General features: G+C 73.0%; 16 protein-coding genes and 1 tRNA gene. 14 read left to right on the top strand and 3 right to left on the bottom strand.

Features of this window, described 5'->3' with window-relative positions; all coding sequences use genetic code 11:
* Positions 1 to 96 precede the first annotated feature (96 nt).
* The 10 genes from ruvX (at position 97) to HMPREF3159_RS10335 (ending at position 8,661) form a co-directional block, all read left to right on the top strand.
* The gene (ruvX, locus tag HMPREF3159_RS10380; RefSeq protein ID WP_070500960.1) at positions 97 to 636 is read left to right on the top strand and encodes a Holliday junction resolvase RuvX; all 540 of its coding nucleotides are present in this window, start codon (positions 97 to 99) and stop codon (positions 634 to 636) included.
* On the top strand, positions 636 to 1,823 hold the full coding sequence (mltG, locus tag HMPREF3159_RS10375; RefSeq protein ID WP_070500959.1) for an endolytic transglycosylase MltG: 1,188 nt from the start codon (positions 636 to 638) through the stop codon (positions 1,821 to 1,823). Before ruvX ends, mltG begins: the two co-directional genes overlap by 1 nt.
* A complete protein-coding gene (locus tag HMPREF3159_RS10370; protein WP_070500958.1) occupies positions 1,802 to 2,731 on the top strand; it encodes a shikimate dehydrogenase in 930 nt (309 codons plus the stop codon). Before mltG ends, HMPREF3159_RS10370 begins: the two co-directional genes overlap by 22 nt.
* Before the next feature lie 71 nt (positions 2,732 to 2,802).
* The gene (locus HMPREF3159_RS10365) at positions 2,803 to 3,231 is read left to right on the top strand and encodes a hypothetical protein (RefSeq protein WP_070500957.1); all 429 of its coding nucleotides are present in this window, start codon (positions 2,803 to 2,805) and stop codon (positions 3,229 to 3,231) included.
* A 90-nt stretch (positions 3,232 to 3,321) separates the two neighbouring features.
* Positions 3,322 to 3,407: transfer RNA gene (locus HMPREF3159_RS10360), tRNA-Leu, on the top strand.
* Between the two features lie 229 nt (positions 3,408 to 3,636).
* Positions 3,637 to 5,022: a GntP family permease gene (locus tag HMPREF3159_RS10355; protein ID WP_070500962.1), complete on the top strand. Its 1,386-nt coding sequence runs from the start codon at positions 3,637 to 3,639 to the stop codon at positions 5,020 to 5,022.
* Positions 5,023 to 5,101: 79 nt separating this feature from the next.
* Complete coding sequence (locus HMPREF3159_RS10350) at positions 5,102 to 6,487, top strand: MFS transporter (protein ID WP_246821606.1); 1,386 nt, start codon at positions 5,102 to 5,104, stop codon at positions 6,485 to 6,487.
* A complete protein-coding gene (locus HMPREF3159_RS10345; RefSeq protein WP_070500955.1) occupies positions 6,484 to 7,308 on the top strand; it encodes a ChbG/HpnK family deacetylase in 825 nt (274 codons plus the stop codon). The genes HMPREF3159_RS10350 and HMPREF3159_RS10345 overlap by 4 nt, the downstream gene beginning before the upstream one ends.
* A 34-nt stretch (positions 7,309 to 7,342) precedes the next feature.
* Complete coding sequence (locus HMPREF3159_RS10340) at positions 7,343 to 7,810, top strand: tRNA (cytidine(34)-2'-O)-methyltransferase (protein WP_070500954.1); 468 nt, start codon at positions 7,343 to 7,345, stop codon at positions 7,808 to 7,810.
* Positions 7,807 to 8,661, top strand: coding sequence for an RNA methyltransferase (locus tag HMPREF3159_RS10335; protein ID WP_070500953.1), 855 nt, complete (start codon positions 7,807 to 7,809; stop codon positions 8,659 to 8,661). Before HMPREF3159_RS10340 ends, HMPREF3159_RS10335 begins: the two co-directional genes overlap by 4 nt.
* Before the next feature lie 78 nt (positions 8,662 to 8,739).
* On the opposite strand, the gene HMPREF3159_RS10330 is transcribed toward HMPREF3159_RS10335, so the two are convergent.
* Together HMPREF3159_RS10330 and HMPREF3159_RS10325 are read right to left on the bottom strand one after the other, a co-directional pair.
* Positions 8,740 to 9,243, bottom strand: coding sequence for a hypothetical protein (locus HMPREF3159_RS10330; protein ID WP_070500952.1), 504 nt, complete (start codon positions 9,241 to 9,243; stop codon positions 8,740 to 8,742).
* An 85-nt stretch (positions 9,244 to 9,328) separates the two neighbouring features.
* Positions 9,329 to 9,607: a DUF5703 family protein gene (locus tag HMPREF3159_RS10325; protein WP_010551602.1), complete on the bottom strand. Its 279-nt coding sequence runs from the start codon at positions 9,605 to 9,607 to the stop codon at positions 9,329 to 9,331.
* Between the two features lie 165 nt (positions 9,608 to 9,772).
* Between HMPREF3159_RS10325 and HMPREF3159_RS17670 the strand changes: the two genes are divergently transcribed.
* The 3 genes from HMPREF3159_RS17670 to mshC all read left to right on the top strand — a co-directional run bounded on the left by HMPREF3159_RS17670 (position 9,773) and on the right by mshC (position 12,487).
* On the top strand, positions 9,773 to 10,099 hold the full coding sequence (locus HMPREF3159_RS17670) for a DNA primase (RefSeq protein ID WP_070500951.1): 327 nt from the start codon (positions 9,773 to 9,775) through the stop codon (positions 10,097 to 10,099).
* 220 nt (positions 10,100 to 10,319) lie between these two features.
* Entirely contained in the window at positions 10,320 to 11,192 is an 873-nt protein-coding gene (locus HMPREF3159_RS10315; RefSeq protein ID WP_070500950.1) for an undecaprenyl-diphosphate phosphatase, read from the top strand.
* Between the two features lie 35 nt (positions 11,193 to 11,227).
* A complete protein-coding gene (gene mshC / locus HMPREF3159_RS10310; protein WP_070500949.1) occupies positions 11,228 to 12,487 on the top strand; it encodes a cysteine--1-D-myo-inosityl 2-amino-2-deoxy-alpha-D-glucopyranoside ligase in 1,260 nt (419 codons plus the stop codon).
* An 18-nt stretch (positions 12,488 to 12,505) separates the two neighbouring features.
* Here the strand turns inward: mshC and HMPREF3159_RS10305 are convergent, their stop codons facing one another.
* Positions 12,506 to 13,315, bottom strand: coding sequence for a PAC2 family protein (locus HMPREF3159_RS10305; protein ID WP_070500948.1), 810 nt, complete (start codon positions 13,313 to 13,315; stop codon positions 12,506 to 12,508).
* Between the two features lie 120 nt (positions 13,316 to 13,435).
* Between HMPREF3159_RS10305 and HMPREF3159_RS10300 the strand changes: the two genes are divergently transcribed.
* On the top strand, positions 13,436 to 14,223 hold a 788-nt coding region (locus tag HMPREF3159_RS10300; protein ID WP_246821605.1), incomplete at its 3' end, for a site-2 protease family protein.

The following is a 14,223-nucleotide window of genomic DNA, read 5'->3' as shown; positions in this document are numbered from 1 at the left end:
CAAGCCCGACCTGGCCCAGGGCGGCGGAGGCGAGCCTGCCCGCATCGCCGAGGCGCTCGGCGCGGTGCGCGGCGCGATCGAGGAGGCCCGGACCGCATGAGCGGCCCGGTCGACGCCGAGGCGCCGACGGGCCTCCCGCGCGGTGTGAGGCTCGGCGTGGACGTCGGAGACGTCCGCGTCGGGCTCGCCCGCAGCGATCTCGACGGGCTCATCGCCACACCGGTCGAGACCCTAGAGCGCGACACGGCGGCGCGCCGGGTCGTCCAGGAGGCTCTCGAGCTCGACGCCCATGTCATCATGGTCGGGCTCCCGAGGTCCCTGGACGGGACCGAGGGCGCAGCCGCGACGAAGGCGCGCGTCTTCGCCGCGGAGCTCGTGACGCTGCTGGTCGCGGCCTCACGGCAGATCGAGGTCCGCCTGATCGACGAGCGGCTGACCACCGTGTCCGCGCACAGGGCGCTGCACAGCTCCGGCCGCAAGGGGCGTCGCCATCGCCAGGTCGTGGACCAGGTCGCCGCCGTGATGATCCTCCAGCAGGCCCTGGACCTCGAGAGGTCCACCGGGCGGCGCGGCGGCGAGCTCGTCGAGAAGCCCCCGGGCGCGACCTCGCAGGACCCGACCGAGGAGGACAGCTGATGAAGGACGAGCACCACTCCTTCGACGACCTCGCCGAGGCGCAGAACTCCGAGGACGGCGGGTCGGGCGCTCCTCGTCCCCGCCGCGGCGGACACCGCGGAGAGCCGCGCCGCCGACGCGGCGGGGTCTTCCGCTCGCTGCTGCCCGTGCTGCTCGTCCTCGCCGTGGTCGGCGCCCTCGCCGTCGGCGGCTTCCAGGGGTACCGGTGGGTCGCCGCGAACGTCAGCGTCGAGGACGAGTCCCCCGAGTTCGAGGGGCCCGGCAGCGGGGAGGCGCTCGTCGAGGTCGGCGAGGGCGATACCGGCACGGACATCGCCGCGACCCTTGTCGAGGAGGGCGTCATCAAGACGTCCGCGCCGTTCGTCACGCTGTTCTCCTCCACCCAGGACGCCTCGAAGATCGAGCCGGGCGTGTACCGGCTGAAGCAGGAGATGACCTCCGCCGACGCGCTGACCATGCTGATGGACCCGGAGAACCTCGCCGGGCACCGCGTGATCGTCCCCGAGGGCCTGCGCCTCACTCAGATCTGGGCGCTGCTCTCCGAGGAGACCGGCATCCCGGTGGAGGAGTTCGAGGCCGCCGCGAAGGACTACACCTCCTACGGCATCCCCAAGAACAAGGCCGGCACCCTCGAGGGCTACCTCTGGCCGGGCCGCTACGACATCCTCGAGGAGCACACCGCCGAGGACGTCATCGAGATGATGTGGGGCCGGATGGAGGAGCAGCTCACGGAGCGCGAGATCCCGAAGGATCAGTGGCACACCACCCTGACCTACGCCTCCCTCGCAGAGATGGAGGTGCGCAATCCGGAGGACTACGGGAAGGTCGTGCGCACGATCCACAACCGCCTCGAGGGCACCGGCGAGGCGAAGGGCTCGCCGATGAAGCTCCAGTTCGACTCGACCGTGCACTACGTGACGGGGAAGTCCGCGAGCGTCGGCACCACCGATGCGGAGCGCGCCACCGACAGCCCCTACAACACCTACCTCAAGGACGGCCTGCCGCCCGGGCCGATCGCCGCGCCCGGCCCCCAGGCGCTCGATGCGGCAGCGGACCCGCCCGAGGGGGACTGGCTCTACTTCGTCGCCGTCAACACGGACACCGGCGAGACCAAGTTCGCGGCCACCTGGGCCGAGCACGAGGAGAACGTCAAGGAGTGGCAGGCATGGGCGGCGTCGAAGGGATGACCTCCGCGGCACCGCTGCGCCGCTTCGCGGTGATCGGGTCTCCCGTCGGCCATTCGCTCTCCCCGGTGCTGCATGCCGCCGCATACCGGGCGCTCGGCGTGGACGACGCCCGCTACGAGCGCTTCGAGGTCGGGGCCGGGGAGCTGCCCGCATTCCTCGCCGACGGGCCCGGGCGCGAGCTCGAGGGCCTCTCGGTCACCATGCCCGGCAAGCCCGAGGCCTTCGCCCTCGCCGCCGAGCACGACGAGGTCTCCCGGCGGCTCGGCGTGGCCAACACCCTGCTGCGCCGCCCCTGCGGCACCTGGCGGGCCGAGAACCACGATGTGCACGGGATCGCCTCGACCCTGCGCGACCACGGCGCGCAGTCCGTGGCCACGGGCGGCGTGGTGGGCTCGGGGGCGACCGCGCTCAGCGCGCTCGCGGCGCTGCTCGACCTCGGCGCCACCACCGTCCTGCTCACTGCCCGCAGCGCCGAGAAGCTCGCGCCGCTGCACCGCTTCGCCGAGGAGGCCGGTGCCGAGGCGGTCGAGATCCCCTGGTCCTCGCACCACGAGGTGCTCCGGGCGGACGCGGTCGTCAGCGCCCTCGCGGTCGAGGGCGCCCGTGCCGTCGCCGCCGCCTGGGAGGCCCGCGGCGAGGCCGGGATCACGCCGCCGCGGGTGCTGCTCGACGTGCTCTACGACCCGTGGCCCGCTCCCGTCGCCGCCGTCGTGCAGCAGGCCGGGGGAGAGGTCGCCGATGGCCTCGAGATGCTCGCCCACCAGGCCGACATGCAGGTGCGCTCGATGCTGCACGTCCCCGCCGCCCCGGTCGCGACGATGCTCGCCGCCGCCCGGGACGAGCTCGCACGGCGCCGGGGAGCGCCGGGCGCTGAGCGATCTCCGGACCGCCCTTGTCCCCTCAGGTAAAGACGGGGTAAAGTGACGCGTGTCGCAGGGACCCGCCCGGGCCCCGAAGCGAGCGGGAGGGGACGGGTGGCATGAAGCTGGCGAAGGACGGTCTGAGCGACGGCGCGACGGCACAGGATGCCGAGGGGGTGGAGGTCGCACGGCAGGTGATCCCCTCCCCGGATGCCGTGACCGCGACGTCGATCCCCGCGGACCTCTCGACGGCCGCGCTGCGCCGTTGCACTGCCCTGGCCACCCGCGCCCGCGCCGATCTGCTCACGCCCGGCCGGCAGGACGCCGCCGCCCAGCTCGCCGCGCTCCTCGAGGAGATGGGGAGCTGGAAGGCGTCGCACCCCCTCGATCCCGATCCGACCATGGTCGTGCTGGCCGCCGCCGCGCTCCAGGACCTCGCCGATCGCCTGCCGGTCCCGGCGCCGGCCGGCCTCGAGGTGCGGATCGAGCTCGTCCTGGCCGTCCTGCACGCCGTGATGGAGCGGGGTCGCGTGGCCGCCCCGGCGTGATTGTCTTCACGTTAACCCTGACAGAGGCGCTTTCTGGTGCTGAGCGGGGTTCGCGCCGTGCTAGTGTACTCAAGTCAGCACGACGCACCTGTCCGGGTGGCGGAATTGGTAGACGCGCTAGCTTGAGGTGCTAGTGCCCGCTTTAGGGCGTGGGGGTTCAAGTCCCCCCTCGGACACCGCAGGGAAGGCCCCGGTTCACTCGATGAGCCGGGGCCTTCCGCATGTCCGGTTCCCTGCGTCCCGAGGGACGACCGGCCCCGGGCGCAGCCACGACCTGTCTGACAGGATGAGCTGGCGGCGGCTGCCCCGCCCGGCGTCGGCGCCGGCCCGCAGCCCGACCGCATTCCCAGGACCCCGCGCCGCGCGGCGTCCCTCCGTCCCTTCCCCAAGGAGAACCTCATGGAGATCGAAGGCTGGTCCCAGACGCTCGGGGCCGCGCCGCTGCTCGCGATCGCAGCCGGCGCCATCGCGCTCATCCTCGTCCTCGTCATCCGGTTCAAGCTCCACGCCTTCCTCACTCTGATCCTGGTCAGCTTGCTGACGGCGTTCGCGACCGGCATCCCCTCCGGTTCGATCGTGGACGTGATGCTGGACGGCTTCGGCGACACCCTCGCCAGCGTCGCCCTGCTCGTCGGCCTCGGCGCGATGCTCGGCAAGCTCATCGAGCACTCCGGCGGCGCGACCGTGCTGGCGGAGACGATGATCCGCATGTTCGGCGAGAAGCGGGCACCGCTCGCCCTCGGCGTCGCCTCGCTGCTCATGGGCTTCCCCATGTTCTTCGACGCGGGGCTCGTGGTCATGCTCCCGATCGTCTTCGCGGTCGCCGCACGGCTCGGCGGCCCCGTGCTGCTCTACGCCATGCCCTCGGCCGTCGCCTTCTCCGCGATGCACGTCTTCGTCCCGCCGCACCCCGGACCCGTCACCGCGACGGAGCTGTACGGCGCGAACCTCGGCATCGTGCTGCTGATCGGCCTGGTCTGCGTGATCCCCACCTTCTACCTCACCGGTGTGCTGTGGGGCCGCGTGACCGCCAGGAAGTTCCCCTCCACCCTGGAGACCATGGGCGGCATCTTCGGCGGCGGCGACGGCGAGCCGGTCGCGAACCCGCCCAAGGTCGGCACCGTCATCGCGGTGCTGCTGCTGCCGATGGCGCTGATCTTCCTCAACACCGGCCTCGACTTCCTGCGCGCCGCCGGCGCGGTGGACGAGAGCGCCGTCTGGTACGGCGTGCTCACCACCATCGGCTCCTCCGCCGTCGCACTGCTGATCTCCGTGCTCGTCGCGCTCCTCGTGCTCGGCTCCCGCCGCGGCGAGAACGGCTCCGCGCTCGAGAAGATCGTCGACTCCTCGCTCGGCCCGATCTGCTCCGTCGTGCTGATCACCGGCGCGGGCGGCATGTTCGGCGGCGTGCTGCGTTCCTCGGGCATCGGTGACGCGCTCTCCGGCGTGCTCAGCGACCTGGGCCTTCCGCTGATCCTCGCCGCCTACGTCATCGCCGTGGTGATGCGCGTCGCGCAGGGCTCCGCGACCGTCGCCCTCGTCACCGCCGCCGGCCTGATGGCGCCGGCGGTGGAGGCGGCCGGCTACTCGGCCGGACAGATCGCCGCGATCACCGTCGCGACCGCCGCGGGCTCCGTCTTCGCCTCGCACGTGAACGACTCCGGCTTCTGGCTCGTCGGCCGGCTGCTGAACATGGACGTGGCCACGACGCTGCGCACCTGGACCGTGCAGCAGACCCTCGAGTCCGTGATCGGGTTCGTCATGGCCGGAGCCCTGTTCCTGATCCTCTGAGCAGGAGGTCGGCCGGGGCGGGGGGAGCGGGTGCCGGTCTAGAGTGGGGCAGCATCGCCCCGAAGCCGAGGAGACCGTCGTGGCCGCAGCGTCGTCGGACGTCCCGCTCCCCGCGCCCGTCCCGGTGCGCACCCCCGCCTGGCGCTACGCGCTGGGGATGTTCGGCACCTCGATCCCGATCAACCTGATCCGCGGCTCGATCGTGCTGCTCTACGTCGACATCCTCGGCATGGACGTGCGCGCCTACGCCGCCGTGATGGCGGTCTACGCCGTGATCGACGCGATCGACAACCCTGTCCTCGGCCACCTCTCGGACCGCACCCGCACCCGACTCGGCAGGCGCCGGCCCTGGCTCCTGCTCGGCGCGCCCCTGCTCGCCGCCTCGATGATCGCCCTGTTCAGCCCGCCGGGCTCCCTGGACGGGCCGGAGCTGGTGGCCTGGTTCGCGCTCTTCGCGATCCTGTCGGAGCTCTTCGACTCGATGCTGAACGCCAACTACGGCGCCCTGCTGCCCGAGCTGTTCCCCGAGGAGCGGCGCCGCGCGCTGGCGAACGTGCTGCGCCAGGGGTTCCAGCTGGTGGCGATGGTCATCTCGCTCGCCCTCACCCCGGTCCTGACCACCTCGCTGCTCGGCTCGGAGGAGGAGGTGGGCGGCTTCTCCCGCACTGCGGTGCTGTACGCCGTGATCGCCGTGGCCGCGATCGTGGTGATGGCGCTCGGCGCGCACGAGGAGCCGACCCGCCGGCAGGAGGAGCGGCCGCACCTGCTGCCCTCCCTCGCCCAGATCCTCCGCACCCCGCTGCTGTGGATGGTGGCGCTGCCCAGCCTCTGCTACGGCAGCGCGGTCGCGATCGTGCTCTCCGGGGTGCAGCTGTACGTCCGCCACACCCTCGACCTTCCCATTGCGACCGCCTTCCTCGTCCAGGGCGCGGTGATGCTGACCTGCGCGGCAGCGCTGTTCGCCTGGCTCGCGGCGGTGCGCAGGCTCGGTGCGCTGCGCACCTGGCGCCTCGCCTTCTGGGCCCTGACCGGCTCCTTCGCCCTGCTGTACCTCGCCCGCGATCTCACCACCGCGCTGCTGGCCGGAGCGGTGCTCGGGATCGGGTGGGCCGGGCTGCTCGCCACCAACGACCTCGTCGTCGCCCGCGTCGTGGACCGGGACGCGGCGGTGCACGGCCTGCACCGCGAGGGCCTGTTCCTCTCGGTGACCGGCGCACTCGGACGCCTCAGCGGCGCGGTGAGCGGCCTCGCCCTCGCCTCCTTGGGCACGTTCTTCGGGTACCACTCCGGGGACAGCCCCGGCACCGACCCGGGCCAGGCCTTCCGCGTCTATCTCTGCGTCTATCCCTTCCTGCTCTGCGCCCTCGGCGCCCTCTCGGCGCACCTCGTCAGAGTCCCCTCGCCGGAGCAGAGCGCCGCCAAGGCGCCTGCGGACGTCGCCGCGCGGACCGGGCGGCGGGCATGAGGGCCGAGGAGCCCGAGCGGCGCCTGGTCCTCACCGCCGACGACCTGGGACGCGACCCCGCCGGCACCGCCGTGATCATGTCCCTCGGACAGGAGGGGCTGATCAGCGCGGCGACGCTGCTCACCGTGACCGACGAGTCGCCGCGCGCCGCGGCACGGCTGCGCGAAGCGGGCCTCACGCCCCGTCTGCACCTGGCCCTCATGGGCGAGGCGGACCTGCCCCCGTGGCGGCCGCTGTCCGACGGAGCGAGCCTGCGGGAGCGGGGCGGCGCGATGACCACGGACCCGCGACGCCTCGCCCGGGAGCTCGACCTCGACGAGGCGGTCGAGGAGTTCGACGCCCAGCTCGCCTGGATGCGCGAGCGGGGCCTGGAACCAGGTGCCGCGGACTTCCACAGCACGGCGCTGTACGGTCTGCGGGAGGGGGCACTGCTGGAGGCGGCGCTGCGCTGGTGCGCCCGGCACGGACTCGGCTTCCGGCTGCCGCGGAGGACGGACCCCTTCCCGGGCACGGACGCCCTCTCCGTCGCGGCCCGCGGGGTGCACTCCGCCGCCGTGCACCTCGCCGACGCCCTCGGCGTGCCCCTGCCCGCCGCACTGCTCTCCCACCACGGCACCGCGCCCTCCGTCGACGCGCTGCGCACGGCGCTCACGAACGGGCTCGCACTGCTCCCGCCGGGGACCTCCGAGCTCGTCATGCATCCCTCCGCAGCGGGTGCCGGGGTGCCTGCGGTGAGGGAGCGGGAGACGCAGCTGCTGCGCGACGCACAGTGGCGGGAGGCGCTGCGCGACGCCGGGATCCGGCAGGCCGCGCACTGGTGAGGGGACGGGGACGGTGCGTGGGAGAATGCTCCCCATGGTCCACGTCTTCCTCCACGAGCCGGCGATCGCCGGGAACACCGGCAACGCGATCCGTCTCGCGGCCGTCACCGGCGCCCGCCTCCACCTCATCGAGCCCCTCGGCTTCGACCTCGAGGACGCGAAGCTGCGCCGAGCAGGACTGGACTACCACGACCTCGCCGAGGTGAGCATCCACCCCGACCTCGAGACCGCTCTCGCCGCGGTGCCCGACGCGCGGGTCTTCGCCTTCACCGCGCACACCGAGACCACCTTCGGAGAGGTCGAGTACCGACGGGAGGACGTGCTGCTCTTCGGCACCGAGCCGACCGGGCTGCCCGAGGAGGTCATGGCCCACCCGCGCATCACGTCCCGGGTGCGGATCCCGATGCTCCCGGCCCGCCGCTCCCTGAACCTCGCCAACTCGGTCTCGATCGCCGTCTACGAGGCCTGGCGCCAGCTCGGCTACGACGGGGCCGGGGCATGAGCCCTCGCGACCCCCGCCGCGCCCCGCAGCGCACCGCGCGTCGCATCGAGCGCCGCAACGCGCAGTTCCAGCAGTGGCAGTCCCTGCTGACCAACCGCACCAAGCGCAGCCGCGCCGGGGAGATGCTCGTCCAGGGCGTCCGCCCGATCACCCAGGCGATCGACCACGGCCAGGAGATCCGCGCGCTGCTGACCGACTCGAGGGAGAACCCCTCCCGCTGGGCCCGCGAGCTGCTCGAGTCCTCGCCGGCGCCCGTCGTCCACCTCGCCCCCGAGCTGATGGCCGAGCTGGGGGAGAAGGAGGACGGGGTCCCCGAGCTGCTGGCCGTCGCCGCGATGCCCGCGGACGACCTCTCCCGCCTCGAGGCCGGGCCGCGCTCGACCGTGGTCGTCTTCGACCGGCCGACGGGGCCGGGGAACATCGGCTCCCTCGCCCGCTCCGTCGACGCGCTCGGCGGCGCGGGGCTCGTGGTCACCGGCCACGCCGCCGATCCCTGGGATCCCGCCGCGATCCGGGCGAGCACCGGCTCGGTCTTCGCCGTGCCCGTCCTGCGCGCCCCCTCGCACCGCGAGGTGCTCGAGTGGGTCGAGGGCCGACGCGCCGCGGGCGAGCCGTGGACGGTGCTGGGACTGGACGAGGCAGGCGGCCACGAGGTCGCGGACGTCGACCTGACCGGGCCGACGCTCCTGGTCGTCGGCAACGAGACCGTGGGGATGAGCGCCGGGTGGAGGGAGGCCTGCGACGCGATCGCGGAGATCCCGATGAGCGGCAGCGCCTCGTCGCTGAACGCCTCCGTGGCCGGGTCCCTCGCCCTCTACGAGGTCGCCCGGCAGCGCCGGCGCGGCCGCTGAGCCGGGGCCCGCCCGCGACCGCCCTGGCGGTGCCGTCGGAGCGATGCCGTCCAGGCGCTGCCGTCCGGGTGCTGCCGCTCAGGCGGTGCCGAGCGCCGCGGCGACCAGGGGAGCGCCCAGCAGCCCCAGGAACGGGACGGCCAGCAGCACCGGTCCGACGGCGAAGCGCGCCCCCGCACGCCGGGTCGCGAGCAGGACCACGCCGCCCAGCACCCCTGCCAGGAGCATCCCTGCCAGCAGCCCAGCCATGAGCACCTCCCCGCCGAGCGAAGTCGACATCAGCACCACCACCGGCACCGTCTTCGCATCCCCCATCCCCAGCAGCGACGGGGCGAGGAGCCCCAGGAGGATCGCCCCGGCCCCGAGCACCAGGGCGAGGACCGACGCCGTGGAGAGGGCGGGACGCAGCGAGGGGACCAGCAGCGCGAGCACGGCGAGGGCGAGGCCGACCCCGCCGGTGAGCCCGGCGACCCAGCGGTTCGGGAGACGGTGCGAGGTGCCGTCGTGCCAGGCGAGCACCGCCGCCGGCGGCAGGTAGACCACCAGCAGCACGGCGAGCAGGAGCGGGGAGGAGACGGGCACGGGCCCATCCCACCAGATCCGCACGGTCCGCGCCCGGCCTGCGCGAGGGATGTGGACGACGGGCGGACGCCGCTCGGAGTCCGCTCTACAGCGTGGACTGCACCCGGATGATCCGCCGCCGCATCCAGACCTTCTTCCCGCCGCCCATGTACAGGCGGGTGCGCGCATGCTCCCAGCGCCCGTACTCCGCCTGCTCGGCGAGCTCGGCGCGCACCTGTCCGATCGAGCTGCCGCGGGGGACCGTGATGATCTGGTACTCGTAGTCCTCGAGCCGGCGCCCGCGCTCCACGGGCAGGTCGCGACGGCCACGGGGATCGCTCACGTGCTGGACCTCGGCGGTGAGCGGGGTGCGGGGTCGGATCAACAGTTCCTCCTGAGCGCGATGACCTGGGACGGGGCCGTCGCGGCGTGAAATGCCGCACGGTCGTTGCGGTACGGGGGGCCGCCTGCGCATCCCGGCGCGGGATCACGGGGACGGCCCGCCGTTCTCCCCTGTCCATTGTGCCCTCGGACGATGTACGGTCCAACCATGAACACGGATCCTCGCTCCGCTCTCGCTGCGCTGATCGCCGCCTTCGAGCGTCACTACGAGGCGGCCGCCGCCTCCCGCGGTGACGACGACCCGGCCCTGGACGCCGCCACCGAGCAGCTCTCCACGGCCTTCGACACCTACGACGACGCCCTCTTCGACGCGTACGACATCGCCACCCCGCTGATCGTCTTCGACGGGGACGATGACGACGAGGACGATGAGGACGATGAGGACGACGACTTCGACGATCTCGACGACTTCGAGGACGACGACTACGACGATGAGGTCGACGAGGACTACGAGGACGACGACGAGGACCGCTGAGGTCGCACTCGACTGAGGCTCCGGCCGGTCCGGGCGCACCGTCAGGCGGGCGGTCCCAGCTCGTCCGCCGGACCTCCATGCAGTCTTCACTTCATCAGCGCCGCGCGGCGCCGGGCATCGGCCCGGCGCCGCGTACGCTGTGCGGGGTCGATCGCGGCGCAGCCGCGACCGCGACGCCGTCCGCGGCGACCCCCGAGCGCGAGTCCATCGAGGAGAGTCCATGTCCTTCATCGAGGCGGTGATCCTGGGCCTGGTCCAGGGTCTGACCGAGTTCCTCCCGATCTCCTCCAGTGCGCACGTGCGCGTGGTCGGGGAGCTCATGAACCCGGGTGAGGACCCGGGCGCCGCGTTCACCGCGATCATCCAGCTGGGCACCGAGACCGCGGTGCTGATCTACTTCTGGAACGACATCACCCGGATCATCGGCAAGTGGTTCAAGGCCCTGGCCGGCAAGGTCCCGCACTCGGATCCCGATGCGCGGATGGGCTGGCTGGTGATCCTCGGCTCGATCCCGATCGGCGTGCTCGGGCTCCTCTTCGAGGACCAGATCGACCACAGCCTGCGGAACCTGTACATCACCGCCTCGATGCTGATCCTCTTCGGCCTGCTGCTGGGACTGGCGGACAAGATCGCCCCGCACCGCAAGGAGCTCGACCAGCTCACGGTGCGCGACGGCATCCTCTTCGGCCTCGCCCAGGCCCTCGCGCTGATCCCCGGCGTCTCCCGCTCCGGCGGCACGATCACCGCGGGGCTGCTCATGGGCTACTCCCGCAAGGCCGCCGCCCGCTACGCCTTCCTGCTCGCGGTCCCCGCCGTGTTCGCCTCCGGCCTCTACAAGGCCGCCAAGGAGGTCCCGGTGCTCTTCACGGCCGACGGGCGCGCTGCCGCGGCCGCCGCGGGGGAGCCCTCGCTGGCCGCGATCGTGATCGCCACCCTCGTCGCCTTCGGCGTCGGCTACGCGGTGATCGTCTGGTTCATGCGGCTGATCGAGAACCGCTCCTACCTGATCTTCGTGATCTACCGCATCGCCGCGGGCGTGGCCCTGCTGGGCCTGCTCTGGTTCGGCGTGATCGACCCGCTGGGCGGCGCCTGATCCCACGTCGAGGGCGTCGACCGTATGATCGAGCGGTGCAATCCTGGACCACCCCTGAGCTGACCCCGCTGCCCGCCTCCACGATGCCGCTGCGGCTGTTCGACACCCGCACCGGGCGCATCGCCCCCGTGACGCCGCTCGTGCCGGGACACGCCCGCCTCTACGTCTGCGGGATCACCCCGTACGACTCGACCCACCTGGGCCATGCGGCGACCTATCACGCGGCCGACCTCATGCGTCGTGCGCTCGTCGACTCCGGACTCCAGGTCACCGCCGCCCAGAACATCACCGACGTCGACGACCCGCTGCTGGAGCGCGCTGATCGTGACGGGATCGACTGGCGCGAGCTGGCCGAGTCCCAGGTCGCACTGTTCAGCGAGGACATGGCGGCGCTGCGAATCATCGCGCCGGAGACCTACCGTTCCGTGAGCGAGGCGATGGACGAGATCATCGCCACCGTCGACACCCTGCGCGAGCGGGGCCGCGCGTACCAGGTGCCGACCCCCGATGCCGAGGGTGACGACTGGTACCACGACCTCTCCCTCGACGGCGCCCTCGGCGACGTCTCCGGCTGGACCGAGGAGCAGATGCTCGAGGTCTTCGCCGACCGGGGCGGGGACCCCGACCGCGAGGGCAAGCGGGGCCGCTTCGACCCGCTGCTGTGGCGCGCCGAGCGCGAGGGGGAGCCGGCCTGGGACGGCGGCGCCCTCGGCCGGGGCCGCCCCGGCTGGCACGTGGAGTGCGTCTCCATCGCCGAGGAGGGCCTGTACCTGCCCTTCGACATCCAGGCCGGCGGCAGCGACCTCGTCTTCCCCCATCACGACCTGAGCGCCGCCCACGCGGTCGGCCTCGGCCGTCCCTTCGCGACCTCCTACGCGCATGCCGGGATGGTCGCCTACGAGGGCGAGAAGATGAGCAAGTCGCTCGGCAACCTCGTCTTCGTCCACCGCCTGGTCCGCGACGGCGTCGACCCGATGGCGATCCGTCTGGTGCTCATGGCGCACCACTACCGCAGCGACTGGGAGTGGTCGGACGCAGAGCTCGGCGGTGCGCAGCAGCGCCTGGAGGCCTATCGCGCCGCCGCCCGCCGCCGCGACCTCCGCCCCGACGTCGTCGAGGCGCTCCGCGCCGCGCTGCGCGACGACCTCGACACCCCCGCGGCGCTCGCGACGCTCGACGCCTGGGCCGCCGGCGACGAGCTCCCGGGAACCGCGGGCCGCGAGCTGCCCGCGGACGCCCCGGGCGATGTGGCCGCCGCGGTCGATGCCCTGTTCGGGATCACGCTGGCCGACTGAGCCCGCGGGCCGGGAGGCTCAGTCCGTCTCTCGGCGGCGCCGCAGGAACTGCTCGAACTCCTTCGCGATCGCGTCGCCGCTCGCCTCGGGCAGCTCGGCCGCGTCCTGCGCCCGCTCGAGGCGCCGCACGTACTCGGCGACGTCCTCGTCGGTGCGGGCCAGCTCGTCCACCCCGCGCTCCCACGCCTCGGCGTCCTCCACCAGCTCGCCGACCGGGATCGGCGCGCTGATCAGCTCCTGCACCTCGCGCACGAGGCCCAGCACCGCCTTCGGCGAGGAGTTCTGAGAGACGTAGTGGGGGACCTGCACCCAGATGCTCGTCGTCCTCAGCCCTGCGCTCGCGGTGCGGCGGGCGAGGATCGTCGGCACCCCGATGGGTCCCGAGTACAGCTCGGAGTCCTCGACCCGCTGCGCGGGCACCGGCTCGACCTGCGAGGAGACCGGCAGGGGGCGGCTGTGCGGGGAGTCGGCGAGCAGCGCGCCGAGGGAGACCACCGAGGAGACGTCGAGCGCCTGCAGCTGCTCGAGCACCTCGTCGCAGAACCTCTTCCAGCGCAGCGACGGCTCCGGTCCGAGCACCGCGACGATCTCCGGACCCCGCGGCGGGGTGATCAGGTGCAGGCGGGTGTCGGGCCAGTCCACGACCCGCAGCCCCTCCTCGGTGGTGCGGATCTCGGGCCGGTTGACCTGGAAGTCGATGAACTCCTCGGCGTCGACCGCGCCGACGGGCCGCGAGGGCCACACCTCGAGGAGATGCTCGATCACCCCGGTGGCCGCCTCGCCGGCGTCGTTCCACCCGCTGAAGGCCGTGATGGCGATTCGACTCATCACTCCATCATAGGCTCGTCGGCCCTTCCTGCCGGGGCCGGACCGTCCTGAGCCCGGATGCAGGAGCAGGGACTATCCTCGCCCTGCCCCGGGGAGCCGCCCCGCGATCGAGGAGCCCCCATGCCACGGACGATGCTGAGGATCGGTGCGCTGCCGCCGCTCCAGGTCAGCCCGGCCACCCTCGTCACGGTGCTGCTGGTGGCCGTGCTGATGTTCCCCTCCCTGCAGGGACCGGGCCTCTCCGCCGGGCGGAGCGCGCTCGTCGCCCTCGGCCTGGGCCTGTTCCTCATCCTCTCCGTGCTGGTCCACGAGCTCGCCCATGCGCTCGTCGCCCGCGCCTTCGGGGCGAGGGTCGACCACATCGCGCTGACCCTGTGGGGCGGGCACACGCAGTATCGGGCCGAGCGGATGCCCGCGATCGGGTCCGTGCTGGTCTCCCTCGCCGGCCCCGCGAGCAACGGCCTGCTCGCCGCGGCGACCGGCGCGCTCGGCGCGATCGCGGCGCAGGGCACGGTGCTCTCGGTCGCCGCCTCCTTCGCGACCTGGCTGAACGTGGTCCTGGCCCTGTTCAACCTGCTCCCCGGCCTGCCGATGGACGGCGGGCGCGCGCTGGAGTCCCTGCTCGGCGCGGTCCTGCGCCGTCCGGTCCTCGGCACTCGGATCACCGCCTGGATCGGACGTGCCATCGCCGTGGGCGTGGTGGTGCTGCCGCTCTCGCGGATCGTGCGCCTCGGCGGAGCGGGCGGCTTCTCCCTGCTGACGCTCCTCTGGGCGCTGCTCATCGCGGGCCTGCTCTGGCAGGGGGCGAGCCGCGCCCTGGAGGAGACGCGCGTCCAGGAGCGGGTGGCGGCGCTCGACGCCGCCGCGCTCGCCCGGCCGGTGCGACTGCTCGCCCCGCACACCCCGCT

This window comes from Brachybacterium sp. HMSC06H03 (assembly GCF_001807385.1).
Taxonomy (GTDB): Bacteria; Actinomycetota; Actinomycetes; order Actinomycetales; family Dermabacteraceae; genus Brachybacterium; species Brachybacterium conglomeratum.
This window is presented reverse-complemented; position numbering and strand designations above follow the sequence as displayed.

Bases quoted from the DNA above. Each gene is read 5' to 3' on its own strand.
- mltG (WP_070500959.1), top strand. From the start codon at position 636: ATGAAGGACGAGCACCACTCCTTCGACGACCTCGCCGAGGCGCAGAAC.
- HMPREF3159_RS10305 (WP_070500948.1), bottom strand. From the start codon at position 13,315: ATGAGTCGAATCGCCATCACGGCCTTCAGCGGGTGGAACGACGCCGGC.
- HMPREF3159_RS10315 (WP_070500950.1), top strand. From the start codon at position 10,320: ATGTCCTTCATCGAGGCGGTGATCCTGGGCCTGGTCCAGGGTCTGACC.
- HMPREF3159_RS10340 (WP_070500954.1), top strand. From the start codon at position 7,343: ATGGTCCACGTCTTCCTCCACGAGCCGGCGATCGCCGGGAACACCGGC.
- HMPREF3159_RS10365 (WP_070500957.1), top strand. From the start codon at position 2,803: ATGAAGCTGGCGAAGGACGGTCTGAGCGACGGCGCGACGGCACAGGAT.
- HMPREF3159_RS10335 (WP_070500953.1), top strand. From the start codon at position 7,807: ATGAGCCCTCGCGACCCCCGCCGCGCCCCGCAGCGCACCGCGCGTCGC.
- HMPREF3159_RS10370 (WP_070500958.1), top strand. From the start codon at position 1,802: ATGGGCGGCGTCGAAGGGATGACCTCCGCGGCACCGCTGCGCCGCTTC.
- HMPREF3159_RS10345 (WP_070500955.1), top strand. From the start codon at position 6,484: ATGAGGGCCGAGGAGCCCGAGCGGCGCCTGGTCCTCACCGCCGACGAC.
- HMPREF3159_RS17670 (WP_070500951.1), top strand. From the start codon at position 9,773: ATGAACACGGATCCTCGCTCCGCTCTCGCTGCGCTGATCGCCGCCTTC.
- ruvX (WP_070500960.1), top strand. From the start codon at position 97: ATGAGCGGCCCGGTCGACGCCGAGGCGCCGACGGGCCTCCCGCGCGGT.